We start from the raw sequence: 16,361 nt of genomic DNA on the forward strand, positions 1-16,361 counted from the left end.
AAGTATGGACCCTAACTATGAGTTAGGGTGTGTAAGTTTCGACACCAAGGCTGTCAGTGGAACTGTCGGGAGAGACTTGCGATTGGTGATGCTGATTGGCAAGAATATCCGCCGGTGAATGGGCGATACGCAATCCCATTTCACTCTCGGTGCGGATCAATTTGCCGCGCAATGAGTTACTGTAGACGTCAGTTATTTCCACATCGACGAACTGGCCGATGACCGTATGTGGTGCTTCAAAATTGACGATGCGGTTATTTTCAGTACGACCACGCAGTTCCATCGGGTTTTTCTTCGATGGACCTTCGACCAAAATTCTCTGCTCGGTGCCCAGCATCTTGCGGGCAATAGACAAGGCCTGGGTATTGATGCGATCTTGCAATATTTGCAATCGTTGTTTCTTCGTCGCTTCACTGACGTCATCAACTGCATCGGCGGCAGGCGTGCCGGGACGAGCGCTATAGATAAAGCTAAAGCTAAGATCAAAATCAATGGCTTTGATCAGGTTCATGGTCGCTTCAAAATCTTCGTCGGTTTCACCGGGGTAGCCGATAATAAAGTCCGAAGACATGCAAATATCCGGACGAACCTTGCGCAGACGGCGGATCTTACTTTTATATTCAATGGCGGTATGAGCGCGTTTCATCATATTCAAAATGCGATCACTACCACTTTGAACCGGCAAATGCAGATGGCTGACCAGCTCTGGGATATCTCCGTACACATCGATAATATCGTCGGTAAATTCTACCGGGTGCGAGGTGGTATAACGGATGCGGTCAATGCCATCAATGGTTGCCACTAAACGCAATAAATCCGAGAAACGACAAATGCCGCCATCATGGGTATCGCCACGATAAGCATTGACATTTTGCCCTAATAGGTTGACTTCGCGCACGCCTTGTTCGGCTAACTGGGCAATTTCATAAAGGACATCGTCCAATGGGCGAGAGACTTCTTCACCGCGGGTGTAGGGAACCACACAGAACGTACAGTACTTGCTGCAACCTTCCATGATGGATACGAACGCCGTTGGGCCTTCGGCTTTGGGCTCTGGTAAGCGGTCAAACTTTTCGATTTCCGGGAAACTGACGTCGACAACCGAGTTATGTTCACCGGTGACCTGTTGGATCATTTCCGGTAAACGATGCAGAGTTTGCGGCCCGAATACGATGTCCACAAACGGTGCGCGTTGACGAATGGCATCGCCTTCCTGAGAAGCAACACAGCCACCTACGCCAATGATCAAGTCTGGATTGTCCGCCTTAAGATTCTTCCATCGACCCAGTTGATGAAACACTTTTTCCTGAGCTTTTTCACGGATAGAGCAGGTATTCAGTAACAGAATATCCGCTTCTTCCGGCTCTTTTGTTTCAACAAAACCGTGGGTGGAATCTAACAGGTCAGCCATTTTCTGCGAGTCATACTCGTTCATTTGGCAGCCCCAGGTTTTAATAAACAGCTTTTTGGTCATGCACGTTTGCCTAAGTCTTAGTACTACCCATAGTATATCCTGATATTCAGGGATTAAATCGCCTGTCAGGGTTGCTCGTATGATTATCTGCAACGGCCCGTGTGTATTACTTCTCGAAACACGTCAACGGGAAGTCGCAACGGTGTTCTCAAAGATGCCGGACGCTAGCGCTACATAAACGCTATTCGAACTCTTCTTGAGCTCGACATGAGTAGTGTCATGGTAAAAAAGGAGCATATTTTACTCTTTCTTGTACCGCCACGCTACTAAATGGCTGTTATTAATTTGTAAAGTTTTCTGGGAAGGATCATCAGCGCCCCTTTAGCATGGCGAAGCGACGGACAAACCCTATGGATGGCCCTAATATCACGGGTTATCTGGCCGCATTATCACTGTCTGACCAATGTTCACCAGTACCGGTCAAGGCTACCCGATTTTGCAGTTGCTGGGTTTGTTTACCAATCTCAAGTACGGTTTGGCGAGCCTGTTGGTATATTTGTGTTTGTCCGGTGTACTCGAGGTATTGCAAGCTGTGTTGGGTTTTCTGAGCAATGATATCTACCTCTTGTACGTAATTTACGGTGTAGGCAGAGACCGTTGTCCGGGCCGTGCTTGAAGGCGCGTCCGGTATCGTATTATTTGCCTTCGCTCGTTCCTCTGCAAAGGTTGGTTGTGATAGCAATATAAGTATCGATAGTGTCATTACAGTGAGTGTTTTCATCATCATTTCCTAGACAAGTTAATTGGATTAGGGTTTAAGATAGGAAATGTTAAAAAAACGTTGCACAGGCAGTGTAAGCAATTGTGTCAAACTGAGGGATTTAACGATAATTGTTACATTCTACCTAAGATCAACATCTTAGCCCGAATTTCAGGCAGGTCGTCTGATCCCGATATAAGACAATGATTATTTGAGGAAAGCCGTGGTGTTGGTACAGAGGCGCTGAATGAATTTGCGCTGGTATCAACCTGTCATTGTCCATTACAATTAGGTAGAGTCAGGTCAGGATTGTTGATTTAAATTGAATGAAACATTTGCGATCTGAGCGACTGCTTTGTCAGCAATAACTAAGGGTTGATACATAGAAATGGAAAAGTTTGATTGTCTGATCATCGGCGGTGGCATGGTGGGTGCGACGACGGCTGTAGCGCTGGCTGATCTTGGTTTGAAAATTGCCCTTGTCGATACCCATCGTCCTGATAGCGACCTTTTGGACAATCCAGATTCCTTTGCCAAAGACCAGGCATATAACCTCCGGGTGTCTGCTGTCTCGCTTGGCTCCGAACAGTTTTTACAGCAATTGCATATATGGCAACAGGTTCTGGATTGGCGAGCATGTCCTTACCGCCGGCTTGGTGTCTGGGAACAAAGTCTCAGTTACGCTCAGTTCCATTGCGATCAGATTAAACAACCCTACCTGGGCCATATTGTCGAAAACCACTTGCTACAGGCATCCGCCTGGCTACAGATGCAACATAAGCCCAATATCTCTATTTTAGCACCGGCGACATTGCAATCGATTACCTGTTATTCCGATAAAGTCATTGCCACGATTGACGACACCGAGATTCAATGTGAAATACTGATCGGCGCCGATGGTGGCCAGTCCAAAGTGCGCCAGATGGCAGACATTGGCACGACGGGTTGGGACTACCAGCACTCGGCGATGTTGATTAACGTAACCACCGAACATCCTCAGCAGGATATCACCTGGCAGCACTTTATTGACGGTGCCCCGGTAGCATTTTTGCCGTTAACGAGTCATCACGCTTCGCTAGTCTGGTACGATAAACCCGATAAAATCAAAGCGTTGGCAAGTCTGCCGAATACGCAATTACAACAACAAGTGCTGAATCACTTTCCGAAACGCCTCGGCCATATTGACGTCGTCGACAAAGCCGCGTTTCCATTGGTTCGACGTCACGCCAATCAGTATGTGAAGGGTAGGGTTGTACTACTTGGAGATGCGGCTCATTCTATCAATCCGTTGGCAGGGCAGGGCGTAAACCTTGGGTTTAAAGATGTAAAAGCGCTGCAGGAAGTGTTAGCAAAAGCCATCGGCTCAGGCGAACATTATGCCAGTAGTGAGGTTTTGCAGCGCTATGAAAAACAACGACGCAATGACAATTTGTTAATGATGACGACGATGGATTTGATCTATCGTGGTTTTAAGCAACCGTCCGGACCCATAAAGCTATTGCGTAATCTCGGTTTGTTTGGCGCGCAAAGGTTGGGACCAGTGAAAGATAAGGTGCTGGCATACGCTTGTGGTCTGTAGCAAAACCAACCAGTTTTTGTCTGGTTCGGCATTCGCAATCGCGAATTTTAGCCGTGTTAAAACGAAAAAAACTCCGAAGTTAATCTCGTAAGAAATTAGCTTCGGAGTTTTTTAATGGTGCGGGAGGAGAGACTTGAACTCTCACATCCTAGGATACTGGAACCTAAATCCAGCGCGTCTACCAATTCCGCCACTCCCGCGAACGATGTGCATTATAGGGAAGGCATTTTAAAGCGCAAGCTTTTTTTATGCCTTATATTGAAAAAAATGACGGTTTGCTCAAGAAATAGACGAAGTGTTGTTTTTCGCGTCACTCGTGCCGAAATTGGAGGTAGATATGAAGGTTAGGCTATAGCATCAGGAGCAGCACTTAGCTCTTCAAGTCATGTTCTGTTTCCCTTAATGAAGCTATTGCCACTAAGCAGTTACCACTAAGCAGTTACGAAAGCGCAATTGCCTAAGCGTCTTGTTTAATTTCTTCCTGCGCTTTTTCCTGCAGGGCTTCCTTGATAGCGAAGTACATTACGGCAATGAAATAATACCAAAGGGGTTGATTAACATCGGAACATATACCAATCACATTAAGTTTGTGCACAACTCAGAGTTAGGGCAGAGGTTCAGTTACCACATAGATTTTATTGATATAGTCATTCTATATTAATGAAATATAGGGCCGTAAATGGACCTCTGATAAACTCCCTACAGGTGAGTATTAAAGGCGTTTATCCTACGTTACTGATTTTGGCCGATTTTGAGACAATGGAGCGACCATTCTCTGCAATCAAAGCCTTGCCTAAGAGCCTTTAAATTCTCACTGAGTGAGCAATAATTTAATGTGATTGGTATTAACACGATAATAGGTCAAAACAATAATACATAAGAGAAAATAAATTAAGATGAAGCAAGATAGATAGGGGAAATCAGAAAAGTTGGCTGGGGTACGAGGATTTGAACCTCGGAATGACGGGATCAAAACCCGCTGCCTTACCGCTTGGCTATACCCCAACTCAGGGACTTTCTTTACATTGTTTGCTTTGATACGCGCCACTTCAGGAAAGTGGCTGGGGTACGAGGATTTGAACCTCGGAATGACGGGATCAAAACCCGCTGCCTTACCGCTTGGCTATACCCCAACAATGTAAATGGTGCGGGAGGAGAGACTTGAACTCTCACATCCTAGGATACTGGAACCTAAATCCAGCGCGTCTACCAATTCCGCCACTCCCGCGATATGGTGGCTACGGCGGGACTCGAACCTGCGACCCCATCATTATGAGTGATGTGCTCTAACCAGCTGAGCTACGTAGCCTTCCAATCACTTGTCTGAGTTGCCTCAAGCAAGTGCGGCGTATTATGCAAATCTGCCTTGAGGTCGTCAACTCTTTTTTTAGAATATTTTGTGACTTTCTGTTTGTTTGCTCAAAGAGTCACCAATTCGCGTTAATAATGGCCTAAACTTCAGAAAAAAGCCCAAGATTCGGGCTTTTTTTATTTTTCAGAAAAACCTGGACCACCTAATTTTTACATTTAGTTGGCAATACTCGCAGTGATATCGAAGGAACGTTTACGGCTCATCAGATAAAAAGCGGCGGGCACAAAGTAAAATGACAATAACGTGTTTAATACTGTGCCGCCGGCAATGGCGATAGCGAACGGGGGCCAGAATCCACCACCAGCCAGAATTAAGGGCAGGAAGCCCCCAACGGTGGTAATTGTGGTTGAGCTGATATGACGCGTACAACTTAACACGCCATGGATCACACTGTCTTTATCACCCTGTATGGCCTGTTCATCGGCTTTTAGTTCGGCCAGGATCACGATGGCAGAGTTAATCGCCAGACCCATGAGACCTAATAAGCCAATAATGACGGTAAAGCCGAAGGGGTAGTTAAAGACAAATACGCTTAACAAACCTAGACCCATCGACATGAATGCCGAGATAAAAATAATCAGGGATACCCGAAACGAATTAAATGACAGGACTACCACAGTGATCAGTAATGCCAGGATCACGCCGACACTTCCTAACAATTTCCCGACGGCATCATCACGAGCATTAGATTCGCCACCAAATTCGAGGCTATAACCGGTCGGAATACTAATTTCACCGGCTTCGATTTTCTCGTTCACTTTCGCCAATACCACCGAAGGGAGTACGCCCGCGCGTAAATAGCCCTCAACTACATTCACCCGTTTCCCATCGCGATGCGGAATGGCGCCTCGAGAAGGCTTAATATCGACCTCGGAAATGGCTCCAAGCGGGATAAATTCTCCGCTCACACTATTAATAATGGGGAAGTTCGTCAGGTTATTAACGCCTTGTCGATATTCGTCACCGGCACGGACGCGCACGCCAATCGATTCTGTCGCTTCAATAATGGAACCTTGCGTACGGCCCTGCAGTCCTACTTCAAGTTGGCCTGCCAGAGAGCTTAAGGTTAGCTGTAATGTACTGATTGCATCTTCATCGGCGTTTAACCAGGCTTTAGGGGTTCCCGCCAACAACGTTGAACGGGTATGAATCACATCTGGTGTTTGCGAAAAAATACGGCGTAAATCGTTACCTAATGATTGCAATGTATCTAAATTTGGGCCAAAGATGCGAATTTCAATTGGGGCATTAAAGGGCGGCCCTTGTTCTAATTTACGCACCAATATTTGCGCCTCGGGAAACTCATCATCCAGCTGTCGTTGTAACTGTGGGATCAGACGGTTCGCCGCTTTGAAATCTTTGGCGGTGATCATCGCCTGGGCATAGTTTTGCATGCCATCTTTGGCGGCGATCAAATTGTAATAAAATGCCGGAGCACTTTTTCCTACGAACCAACGAATATGATTGATGGCTTGATGTTGTTCTAACGACTCGGATATATCTTCGGTTAATGCCTGCGTGGCGTAGATGCTGTTTTGCGGTGGCAAAAATACTTCGATATGGAACATATCGCGATCCGAAGGTGGGAAGAACTGTTCCGCAAGACTCCCTGCGGCAAGAAAACCGGCAATGGGCAAGGTAAAAACCAGAGCGATCACTGTTTTTGGGTACGTTAGGGTCAGGGTTAAACTTCTGGTAAAACGTTGGTTGAGGGATGGCAAGCCAAGCCCCTGATTGTACCAATGTTTGGACTGATTACCTTTGACAAAGCGTCCCGACAATCCCGAGACTATGGTATGTGATATTAAATAAGAGCCAATCAATGAAAAAATTACACTCAGAGCGATACCGCCGATAAACTCTCCAGAATCACCGGGCATGAGCACAATCGGCATAAACGCCAAAATGGTCGTTAATGTTGACCCTAATAGCGGCAACCATAAATGTCGCACCGATAGTAGAACGGCCTGCAACCCATTGATGCCACGTTGTTTGCGTTGCTGCACACTATCGGTCATGACAATGGCATTATCTACCATAATACCTAACGCTACTACGAGGCCAGTTACCGACATTTGATGGATCGGCAAACCATAAAAGTTCATCACCGTTAACGTAAATAATACGGTTAGCGGCAGCGACACAACCACAATAATCGCCGAGCGCCAGCCCAAGGTAATAAACAACACCACGGCAATGATGATGAAACCGAGAAAGATATTATCGACCAGATCGCTCAGTCTTGCTTCGGTGTAAGTATTTTGATCGAATAATACATCCAATGACATGCTGGCGGGGAGGTTTTTCGCAAACACTGCCGTTTGCTCGTCGACTCTTTTACTCCATTGATCAACTCGAATGCCGCGGATCATCCGCGTTGCAACAACCAAAGCCGGCTTGCCGTTTACGATAGCGATTTCAGTCAGGGGTTGTTTGAGTTGACGAGACACCGATGCCACGTCAGCGACTCTAAGAATTTGATTATTGTCACTGCGAAGCGGAATGCTTCGCACCCGTTGCAAGTTATCCAGAGCGCCAACCACTTCTATCTGCAATTGATGGTTATCATTAAACAGTTTACCCGCAGGGATTTTTACGTCGGCCGCCATGATGGCCTGTGCGACCTGCTGTGCGGAAATATTAGCAAGGGCGGCTTTTTGTTGATCCAGCTCGACCAATATTTCTTCATCATTAATACCATGGATGTCGACAATGTCGGTTCCGGAAACTAACCGCAACTGGCTTTGTAATTCTTTGGCATAGCGCCCCAAGGTAATTAAATCAGGCTCGCCATGGTGATCATCGACCTGCCAATTTAATGCCAGCAATCGGGTATAGGCAAAACTTCGCTCTTCATCAAAGCGCGGTGGCAGGCTTTCTGCGGGCAGTTGCGGCTCAATATCGGCAAGTAAATCGCGAATTCGTGAAAATACTTGCGTGGAATCGGTCACGTAACCTTCGAGTTTTACCTGAATAACGGATATTTCTGGCCGGGAAGTTGACGCCAGGTATTCAATCTCGGATAACGTCTGTAGTTTTTGTTCAATTTTTTCCGTCACTAACGCTTCGACCCGTTCAGCGCTGGCGCCAGGAAATTGGGTGATGACCAGACCAAATCGGTTTTCCATGCTCGGATCTTCTGAGCGGGGCAAAGCAGATAACGATGCCAGGCCGGCAACAATTAATAGAATAATAAGCAGAGCCATTAAACGGCCATTGCGAACAAACATTTCTATCATGGCGCTGTCACCGTATTTGTAACGCGGACAACCTGACCACTCACCAGTCGCTGCAGCCCACTTTTGACAATGCGGGTGCCTGCCGGCAAATCACTGCGAATGAAGGCACCATCTTGATTAACGTACAAAATTTCTACGGTGTGGGTTTGCAATGTAAATAAATGCTTTTGTTCGCCAGGCGCTAACGTATAAATATTCCAGACGCCACGCACGCCATCGGTGATCGCCGACAACGGTACCCAATACCCGTCGGACTGTATATATTGCTGATAATCCAGATATCCAAGTTGATTGTTATAGATGCTAACAGTATCTGGGAGCAAAAAACGCAATTGTACGGTACGACTATAGGGACTGATGTCACTGTTGATAGAAACGTTTTCTACATCAATGAATTCATCATTTATGATCAGTTTATGTTGTCGCTGGGTTTCTATAGCACGAGCCAGATGTTGCGGTACGCCGACTTTTAATTCATTTTGGGCGCCTTGCTGGAGCTCAAACGCCATGATTTGCGGCGATACCAGCTCGCCTCGATTGATTAATCGTTTATTGATGGTGCCAGAAAAAGGAGCGGTGATTTTGGTTCGTTTTAACTGATAGTGTTTGGCATCGATATTGGCCTGAACTTGCCGCTGATTGGCGTTGAGAACCTGTTGTTCCGCCAATAATTCGTCTTTGCTTTGGGCAGAGGTGTAACCTTGTTCAATCAAAGCATTGATGCGCTGCAGATTGGCGTGAACCAATACCTGTTGTGCCTTGATTTGTGCTTGCTGCGCAATTAGCTGCTCCAATTCGATGTTGAGCAACTCCGGATCGAGCGTTGCCAGAATTTGCCCCTGGCTAACCCGATCGCCTTCAAACGCGAGCACCTCTGCAACTCGCCCGGAAACTTCAAACATAAGTTTTGCCGATTGTTTGGAACGAACCGTACCGGCAAACTTACGCTCGACGTGATACCCAGTTTCGGGTTGCAGTACTACCGTTTCTACCTTGTGATAATAATCTTGACCAGACGTATCGGCACTAACGTTTTCCAGTTCATTGCAACCTTGTATTGACAGTATCAGGATAGGGCTGAGCGCAATAAACATGAGATGGTGATGAATTCGGCGCTTGACGCGTTGCATCACAGAAGGGGAGTCCGCTTGTTGCATACGGCTCGAGACTTGGTTTGGTGGTGAAAATAACGGCAAAAAGCGCTTCATAATGATAATTAATATGTAAAAGTAAACTAGACGGCTCAGTCTAGTTTAGATATTTTAAACTAGACTGTCTAGTTTGATTTGTTACAATCTATAATAAATCGATAACCAAATGATCAGCCTTGATCACATTTTCGGTGATTACCAAAGACTGGCTCAGCATCAAAGCAAGGGTATTCTTGAGTTGGAATGCACGAGCGTACGTTCAAGCAAGACGTATAAAGTAGATCCCCGTTTTTGTCATTCGTGGTTTTATCTGTAACCGATAGCGCTTGTAGTTTGAGTCGATGAGGTTTCGTATATAGACATTCAAACTGCTTGATATTAAAGTTTGTCGGCATTTATAAGAGCATTTTTAAGAGCATTCAGGAGACAGAAGTGGCCATTCCGAAAGTCAGAAGCAAGAGTGAAGAAAAGCGTCAGCAGATATATGATGCCGCAACGCAATTGTTTTGTGATAACGGGTTTGCTGCAACCAGTATGGACGTGGTGGCTAAAAATGCCGGGGTATCTAAACAAACGGTGTACAGCCATTTTGGTAGCAAAGATGAATTATTCGTGGCGACCATAACCGCCCGTTGTGAAGCGTTCCTATCCGCCTCTACAGCCAGCCCGAAAGACAGCGATCCGTATACCACGCTTTGTCAATATGCGGAACATTTTCTGGCATTGCTGTTGTCCCCGGAAGCGTTGGCAATTCACCGGATCTGTATCAATGAATCCACCAGTTACCCGCATGTATCTCGATTGTTTTATAAAGCCGGTCCGGAACGTGTTATTGCGGAGGTGAAAACCATTCTCGATGACTATACACAACAACATATCCTTAATATTGAGGATATTCATACCGCGGCCATACAGTTCTTGTCGGTGATTAAGGGCGAGATTTGGATGCACAAAGAATACAATATCGAAAAACCTATCAGTCGGGAAAAGGTTAAATTGTACATCCAAAGTTCAGTCCGACACTTTCTCGCGGGATATGGTTATCAGAAGCGATGACCGGCTTTTGCCAGATTGCTCTATAAGCAAAAACTTTCTTACATTCCTTTAATGACTCACTTTCGTGGTTGAATCTCTGACCAATAATGTCGGCGTGAATTGCTGACAAATATCCGGTGCTTTTTGTTTTCGGATTTCACTGATCAACAGGGTTGTCGCGTTCTGAGCTATGGTCTGGTTGGGTTGATCGGCGGTGGTTATTTTAGGCCAGGTTTGGCGCGAAAACGGACTGTTTTCAAACCCGACAATGGATAATTGTTCGGGAATGGCGATATTGGCAAGACGAGAAGCGAATAAAGCGCCGGCGGCGATCTCATCATTACAGGAAAATATGGCGGTTGGCTTTTGTGGATGCTCGAGCAACTGAGTTGCGCCTTTTACACCAGAATCAAACGAGTATTCGCCGTCGATAATCAGACTTTCGTCAACCTTTATGCCTCGTTGCACCAGCGCTTCTTTATAACCTTCGATACGTTCAAATGTCGATTTATGCTCTTTGCCACCACTGATAAAACCGATACTCTTATGACCTAATTCGATGAGGTGTTCGGTGATAGCATAGGCGGCGTCAAAGTCATTGACCATAACGCAGGGTGAGATCCCATCAGGGGCATTATGACCCGAAAAAATCCGCACGAAGCTGACCCCTAACTCTTTCAATCTGTCAGTAACCTTGGGCATTTCTGAGAAGGGGGGGGTTAATACCACGCCGGAAATTCTCGAATGACGGATCATATTGGAAATCTCGTCGAGAATATTATCCGCTTTAGCATTACAAGGGTGAATGACTAACTCGAAATTTTGTTTACGACATTCTTGTAAAATACCATTTTGCATGTCAATGACGTAGTAAGCATTCGGATTGTCATAAATAAAGGCGATACTGAAGGATTTGCTGCCGGCAAGATTACGTGCAGCGGCATTGGGTTGATAATTTAATTCTTTGACCGCTGCTTCGACCTTTTCTTTGGTTGCGGCCCGAACAGATGATTCGTTATTGATCACCCGCGATACCGTTTTTATGGAAACGCCGGCATGGCGGGCGACGTCGTTAATGGTTACCGTCATGGTAAATCTGTCCTTCTATATGTCTTTAACGTCGGCGAAACGTGTTCTGGCCAGTTTCGCTCAACAATGTGGTGCATACTCATACTGTTTTATGTTGCACCATTGCTTTATATCAAGGTATCCGATCGTGAAAATTATCTTTATATGTTCATCGCAATATCGTTCGGTTGCTATAACGCAATGACCCAAAAGCTAATTTTCAAAGGTTAACAGAATTTGTTAAGCGATAGGTTATTTTATTTTTTAGCCACTATATAGCAAATATTGAGACACCTGGATAGCAAATATTATGACAGCTGGATAGCAAGTATCGTGGCAGCTGAACACTGATAATTATTGAATATCGGCTCTGCGACCATGTTTTTTCGGTGAGCTCAGGCAAAAATCCCTGAACATGTTTTAGACCAAAAGCCAGACAATGGATTGTCTGGCTGTGCATATTATGGATGAATGGTTTGTCAATCTCCAAGGGGCAAATAGCCAAGGTGAACCGCAATCGGTTTGAACGGAATGAGCTCTTGTTATCACATCACAGTGATCGCAGCACGATTGTCGGTGCTAATGCATCGTTGGCGAGATAAACTTATCATTAATAAAAGCACCTATGCTTGCGTGACACCTTTGTTTCAAATACCAATCTACGCTGGCCTATCAACGCACCAACCATGACGATTTCCACCAACCTGGGGGCAAACCGTCAAAACATAAAACACACCATAGAAAACCGCTGTAGCTATAGCGCGTCGGCGACCACATTCTTCGCCTTGCGTTTATCTTTAACTGTGGGTGAAAATACTCTGGGATAAATGAACCCAGCCAATAATGCGCCAGCTATCGGCGCTAACCAGAATAGCCATAACTGGCTAATTGCCCAGCCACCTTCAAATAGAGCGACACCGGTACTGCGGGCGGGATTAACCGAAGTATTGGTGACTGGTATGGAAATTAGATGTATTAAGGTTAAACACAAACCTATTGCCAGTGGCGCGAACCCGGCGGGAGCACGGACATCGGTACTACCTAAAATCACCATAACAAATATGAAGGTGAGGACGATTTCACAGACTAACGCCGCGGTTAGCGAGAAACCGCCGGGGGAATGCTCACCGTAACCATTACTGGCAAACCCTTGGCTTAAACTAAAATCTGCCTGTCCGGACGCAATCACATATAACACACCACCAGCGATCAAGGCACCAAGGATCTGGCTGATAATATAGGGTACTAGCTCGCCGGTTGGCATTCTCCCTGCACTCCATATCCCCATAGATACGGCCGGATTCAGGTGGCAGCCTGAGATATGGCCGATGGCATAGGCCATGGTTAGCACGGTTAACCCAAATGCCAAAGATACGCCGACAAAACCGATTCCAAGCTCAGGAAATCCCGCCGCTAATACGGCGGAACCACAACCGCCAAGCACTAACCAAAACGTACCGAGACATTCGGCAAAAAGTTTTTGAGATAACGTCATATAAGCATCCTCAAAAGGGATGACAAGACAGCACAATTTATCATCGTGAAAGGGGGGCATAGATGAAAGTTCATCATCTTACCGTTGATTTTTTAAGCATATGTCACTTTTTTGGTTTTTTCTTTTATTTTTATGGGGTTATCGAGATTGTTAGAAAAATGTAAGGGGTTTCAGTTAGATGGAAATGGAACCTGTTTTGTAAGGTTTTAATCGTGACGACAAATAGCGTAAAGCATTAACTTGTTGTTTTTCATATTAAAAAATTAAGCCTTGCGCACCTTTTTGCGGGTTTTGTGAGCAACAGGTGCTGTCTAAAAAAAAATCTTTCCAAAATCCAAATTTCCGTGTATGGTTTTACTAAGCTTTATGACAGCGTTGTCATTTTGTTGAGTCAAACACAGGGAGTAAGGATGAACTGTCGCGACTTGATTTAATGGGAGCACATAGGGTGAAAAAAATAAAAAATACATAAGGAACAAGAAGATGTCGTCATTCAAATTCCAAAAGCGTCTGCTTGCCAGCAGTATTGCTATGGTGTTAGCTGGAACCTCCGGTTCTGTTGTTGCAGAAGAAGCAGCAGCCGTTGAAGAAAAAAAGCTAGAAGTCATTGAAGTTACCGGTATTCGGGGAAGCCTAAAGCAAAACCTTAATGCTAAGCGATTCGCAAATGCAGTGGTTGAATCAATTTCCGCGGAAGATATTGGTAAGTTTCCAGATAAAAATATCGCAGAATCGTTACAACGCGTATCTGGTGTAACCATCAATCGTGGTTTCACTGGTGAAGGTAATGAAGTTTCAATTCGTGGTATTGATCCTCAACTTACTCAAGTACAGTTAAATGGCAACTTTGTTGCATCAACAGCCTGGTTTTCACAATCAGCGAATAACCGTGCTTTTAATATGGATTTAATGCCATCTGAGCTTGTTGCTGGTGTCGATGTATATAAATCGCCACAAGCATCAATCGATGAAGGTGGTGTTGGTGGTACCGTTATCATGCGCACACGTCGTCCTTTAGAATTGGACGCAAATACATTATATGCTTCAGTCGAAGCAAATACTAACAGCCTGGCCGACGATACTGGTCTTGGTTTTACGGGTATGTATAGTTGGAAAGATCCTTCGGAGACATTTGGAGTATTGGTAACGGCTTCTACGTTGGAAACAATTGGTCGTGCACGAAAGGCTGAAAATTACTGGGAAGAAGGCTGGTCAGCTTCTGGTGTTGCAGCATTTGATCAAGACCGAACGCGCGATGCTATCGACTTCACTGCTCAATTTGCACCAATGGATGATTTAATTCTAACCGGTCACTTTTTCCGTACAGAGTTAGATGCCTTTAATACCAACCAAAACTTCTTAACAATTAACTCGCAATGGGCCACTGGCCTCGGCTGTTTTGACGATGGTACTTTCACCGTGCCAGGCGATTATTGTACAGAAACTGGCGGAATTCGTGATAATTTGATCGACCCTGCTAGTGGCGCCCGAATTGCTCCTAATGGCTTACCATTAACGGGTACCGCTATTGCACCAGCTTGGTTAGCACAGGATACTAATACCCGAAAAGCTGAAATTACGACGGATGTCATCGATTTTACAGCCGAGTACACAGGTGATGGTTATACCATTAAGGCCGTAGCGGGTTATACCGAGTCTGAGGGCGGTAACGGTGGTAACTATAATGGTCTATGGGGTATGGCAGGTTACAATCCTAGTTTTACATGGGCTGATAATACCGGTAATCATTATCCTATGGCTGACAATGGCGTAACCGTTGATTTTGATATGGATCGCCAAAATGATATGTACATGGCCGTTAACGGTGTTGATGCCGCGGACGGTACTTGGCAAATGCATGCAGATCGTTCCTTAACGGCAACGGAATTGTCAGATGAAGAAGTTTACTTCCAATTAGATGCTCAATTTGACGTTGAATTAGGGGTAATGAGTAGTATTGAAACCGGTATTAAACTTCGCCAGCACGAATTCTCCCAAGCGCAAAATAATGCCGTTTTAGAGGGTGGTTGGGCAACCAATCTTGCGGATTATTCAAATGGTACCATTTCCGATTTTGGCAATGTTATGGCTTCAGGATCGATTTCTTCATACCCAGCATTAGATGCGGGTAAGTATACCAAGTTGATTGATGATGCTGTCACGGGTTGGAATGAAAACCTAAGCGCATATGGTAAAGTTGAAGAAGATATTACTTCTCTATATGTTCAAGGTAACTTTGATGGTGATGGGTTCCGCGGTAATGTAGGTCTTCGTTATGCTGGTACTGATATCACAGGTACTTCATACGACCCAACAGGCGAATTGTCTGATGTTGGTGGAGACTATGAAGATTGGTTACCGAGTTTTAATCTAGCTCTCGATTTATCTGATCAGCTGATTCTTCGTATGTCTGCTGCTCGTGTAATGAGTCGTGCGGGTTATTCACAACTCACGCCATCTTACAGTAATATCAACCCGACTTCTTATACTGCAGCTCGTGGTAACCCGGATATTAAACCATTTAGAGCTACTCAGACGGATATCGGTCTTGAATGGTATTTCAATGATGAATCCTTATTATCACTGGCTTACTTTACTAAAGACATCAAGTCGTTCATTACGGATAAGCAAGTCTTTGCTACGTTCCCTGATGAAGATGGAATCGATCAAGAGTGGCGCGTAACCGTTCCAGCTCAAGGTCGTGGTGGTAATGTCGATGGTATTGAATTCCAGTATCAACAAACTTTTGGTAACTTCGGTACGGTATTTAACTATACCTACACGGATTCAGAAGCCGAAAATGATAATGGCGATCTCATTCAATTACCTGGTAACTCGCAAAATTCGTATAACCTGACAGGTTACTATGAAAATGACACATTCGCGGCGCGACTTGCTTATACCTATCGTAGTGACTTTCTGGCACCTGGTACAGCAATCGCTAATCAGTTAGATACTAATGACGAACAAGCTTTCCTTGATGCTAACTTTACATGGCATGTTACGGATAACCTCGATATCATTGTTGAAGGTATCAACCTGACCGAAGAAGTAGTTTTTGCCCGCCACAGCGGTGGAGCACAGACCTTACGTACAGCTGTAGATAACGGCCGTCGTTATTTCTTAAAAGCGACGTATCGTTTATAACATAATATGTTCGTAAAGGGGAAAGGCTAACCTTTCCCCTTTTAATAAATTTCTTAGCAAGCCTTGTTCAATATCGATACACTGCAATTGCAGCTTAAATG

9 protein-coding genes and 5 tRNA genes are annotated in these 16,361 nt (G+C 45.1%); 3 read left to right on the forward strand and 11 right to left on the reverse strand.

Features of this window, described 5'->3' with window-relative positions:
• Positions 1-22: 22 nt before the first annotated feature.
• Both miaB and ACHUFQ_RS01945 read right to left on the reverse strand, forming a co-directional pair.
• Positions 23-1,474 (reverse strand): tRNA (N6-isopentenyl adenosine(37)-C2)-methylthiotransferase MiaB, encoded by a 1,452-nt coding sequence (gene miaB / locus ACHUFQ_RS01940; RefSeq protein ID WP_394172483.1) that lies wholly within the window; start codon positions 1,472-1,474, stop codon positions 23-25.
• A 373-nt stretch (positions 1,475-1,847) separates the two neighbouring features.
• Positions 1,848-2,195, reverse strand: coding sequence for a hypothetical protein (locus ACHUFQ_RS01945; RefSeq protein WP_394172485.1), 348 nt, complete (start codon positions 2,193-2,195; stop codon positions 1,848-1,850).
• A 367-nt stretch (positions 2,196-2,562) separates the two neighbouring features.
• On the opposite strand from ACHUFQ_RS01945, the gene ACHUFQ_RS01950 reads away from it, so the two are divergent.
• Positions 2,563-3,753, forward strand: a complete 1,191-nt coding sequence (locus ACHUFQ_RS01950) for an FAD-dependent monooxygenase (RefSeq protein ID WP_394172487.1) — start codon at positions 2,563-2,565, stop codon at positions 3,751-3,753.
• Between the two features lie 115 nt (positions 3,754-3,868).
• Here the strand turns inward: ACHUFQ_RS01950 and ACHUFQ_RS01955 are convergent.
• The 7 genes from ACHUFQ_RS01955 to ACHUFQ_RS01985 form a co-directional block, all read right to left on the reverse strand.
• Positions 3,869-3,953 (reverse strand) — tRNA-Leu (locus tag ACHUFQ_RS01955).
• 730 nt (positions 3,954-4,683) lie between these two features.
• Positions 4,684-4,758, reverse strand: a tRNA-Gln gene (locus tag ACHUFQ_RS01960).
• A gap of 53 nt (positions 4,759-4,811) precedes the next feature.
• Positions 4,812-4,886 (reverse strand) — tRNA-Gln (locus tag ACHUFQ_RS01965).
• Positions 4,887-4,896: 10 nt separating this feature from the next.
• A tRNA-Leu gene (locus ACHUFQ_RS01970) sits at positions 4,897-4,981 on the reverse strand.
• Positions 4,982-4,985: 4 nt separating this feature from the next.
• Positions 4,986-5,062 (reverse strand) — tRNA-Met (locus ACHUFQ_RS01975).
• Positions 5,063-5,280: 218 nt separating this feature from the next.
• The gene (locus ACHUFQ_RS01980; RefSeq protein ID WP_394172489.1) at positions 5,281-8,364 is read right to left on the reverse strand and encodes an efflux RND transporter permease subunit; all 3,084 of its coding nucleotides are present in this window, start codon (positions 8,362-8,364) and stop codon (positions 5,281-5,283) included.
• On the reverse strand, positions 8,361-9,560 hold the full coding sequence (locus ACHUFQ_RS01985) for an efflux RND transporter periplasmic adaptor subunit (protein ID WP_394172491.1): 1,200 nt from the start codon (positions 9,558-9,560) through the stop codon (positions 8,361-8,363). Before ACHUFQ_RS01985 ends, ACHUFQ_RS01980 begins: the two co-directional genes overlap by 4 nt.
• A 387-nt stretch (positions 9,561-9,947) precedes the next feature.
• Here ACHUFQ_RS01985 and ACHUFQ_RS01990 point away from each other — a divergent pair, with 387 nt between their 5' ends.
• Positions 9,948-10,571, forward strand: a complete 624-nt coding sequence (locus ACHUFQ_RS01990; RefSeq protein ID WP_394172493.1) for a TetR/AcrR family transcriptional regulator — start codon at positions 9,948-9,950, stop codon at positions 10,569-10,571.
• Between the two features lie 48 nt (positions 10,572-10,619).
• On the opposite strand, the gene ACHUFQ_RS01995 is transcribed toward ACHUFQ_RS01990, so the two are convergent.
• Both ACHUFQ_RS01995 and aqpZ read right to left on the reverse strand, forming a co-directional pair.
• On the reverse strand, positions 10,620-11,639 hold the full coding sequence (locus tag ACHUFQ_RS01995) for a LacI family DNA-binding transcriptional regulator (RefSeq protein WP_394172495.1): 1,020 nt from the start codon (positions 11,637-11,639) through the stop codon (positions 10,620-10,622).
• A gap of 733 nt (positions 11,640-12,372) precedes the next feature.
• Positions 12,373-13,113, reverse strand: coding sequence for an aquaporin Z (gene aqpZ / locus ACHUFQ_RS02000; RefSeq protein ID WP_394172497.1), 741 nt, complete (start codon positions 13,111-13,113; stop codon positions 12,373-12,375).
• A gap of 483 nt (positions 13,114-13,596) precedes the next feature.
• Between aqpZ and ACHUFQ_RS02005 the strand changes: the two genes are divergently transcribed.
• A complete protein-coding gene (locus ACHUFQ_RS02005; RefSeq protein ID WP_394172499.1) occupies positions 13,597-16,260 on the forward strand; it encodes a TonB-dependent receptor in 2,664 nt (887 codons plus the stop codon).
• The last annotated feature ends 101 nt before the right edge of the window (positions 16,261-16,361 follow it).

The organism is Thalassotalea litorea, assembly GCF_043642205.1.
GTDB classification, from domain to species: domain Bacteria; phylum Pseudomonadota; class Gammaproteobacteria; order Enterobacterales; family Alteromonadaceae; genus Thalassotalea_A; species Thalassotalea_A litorea.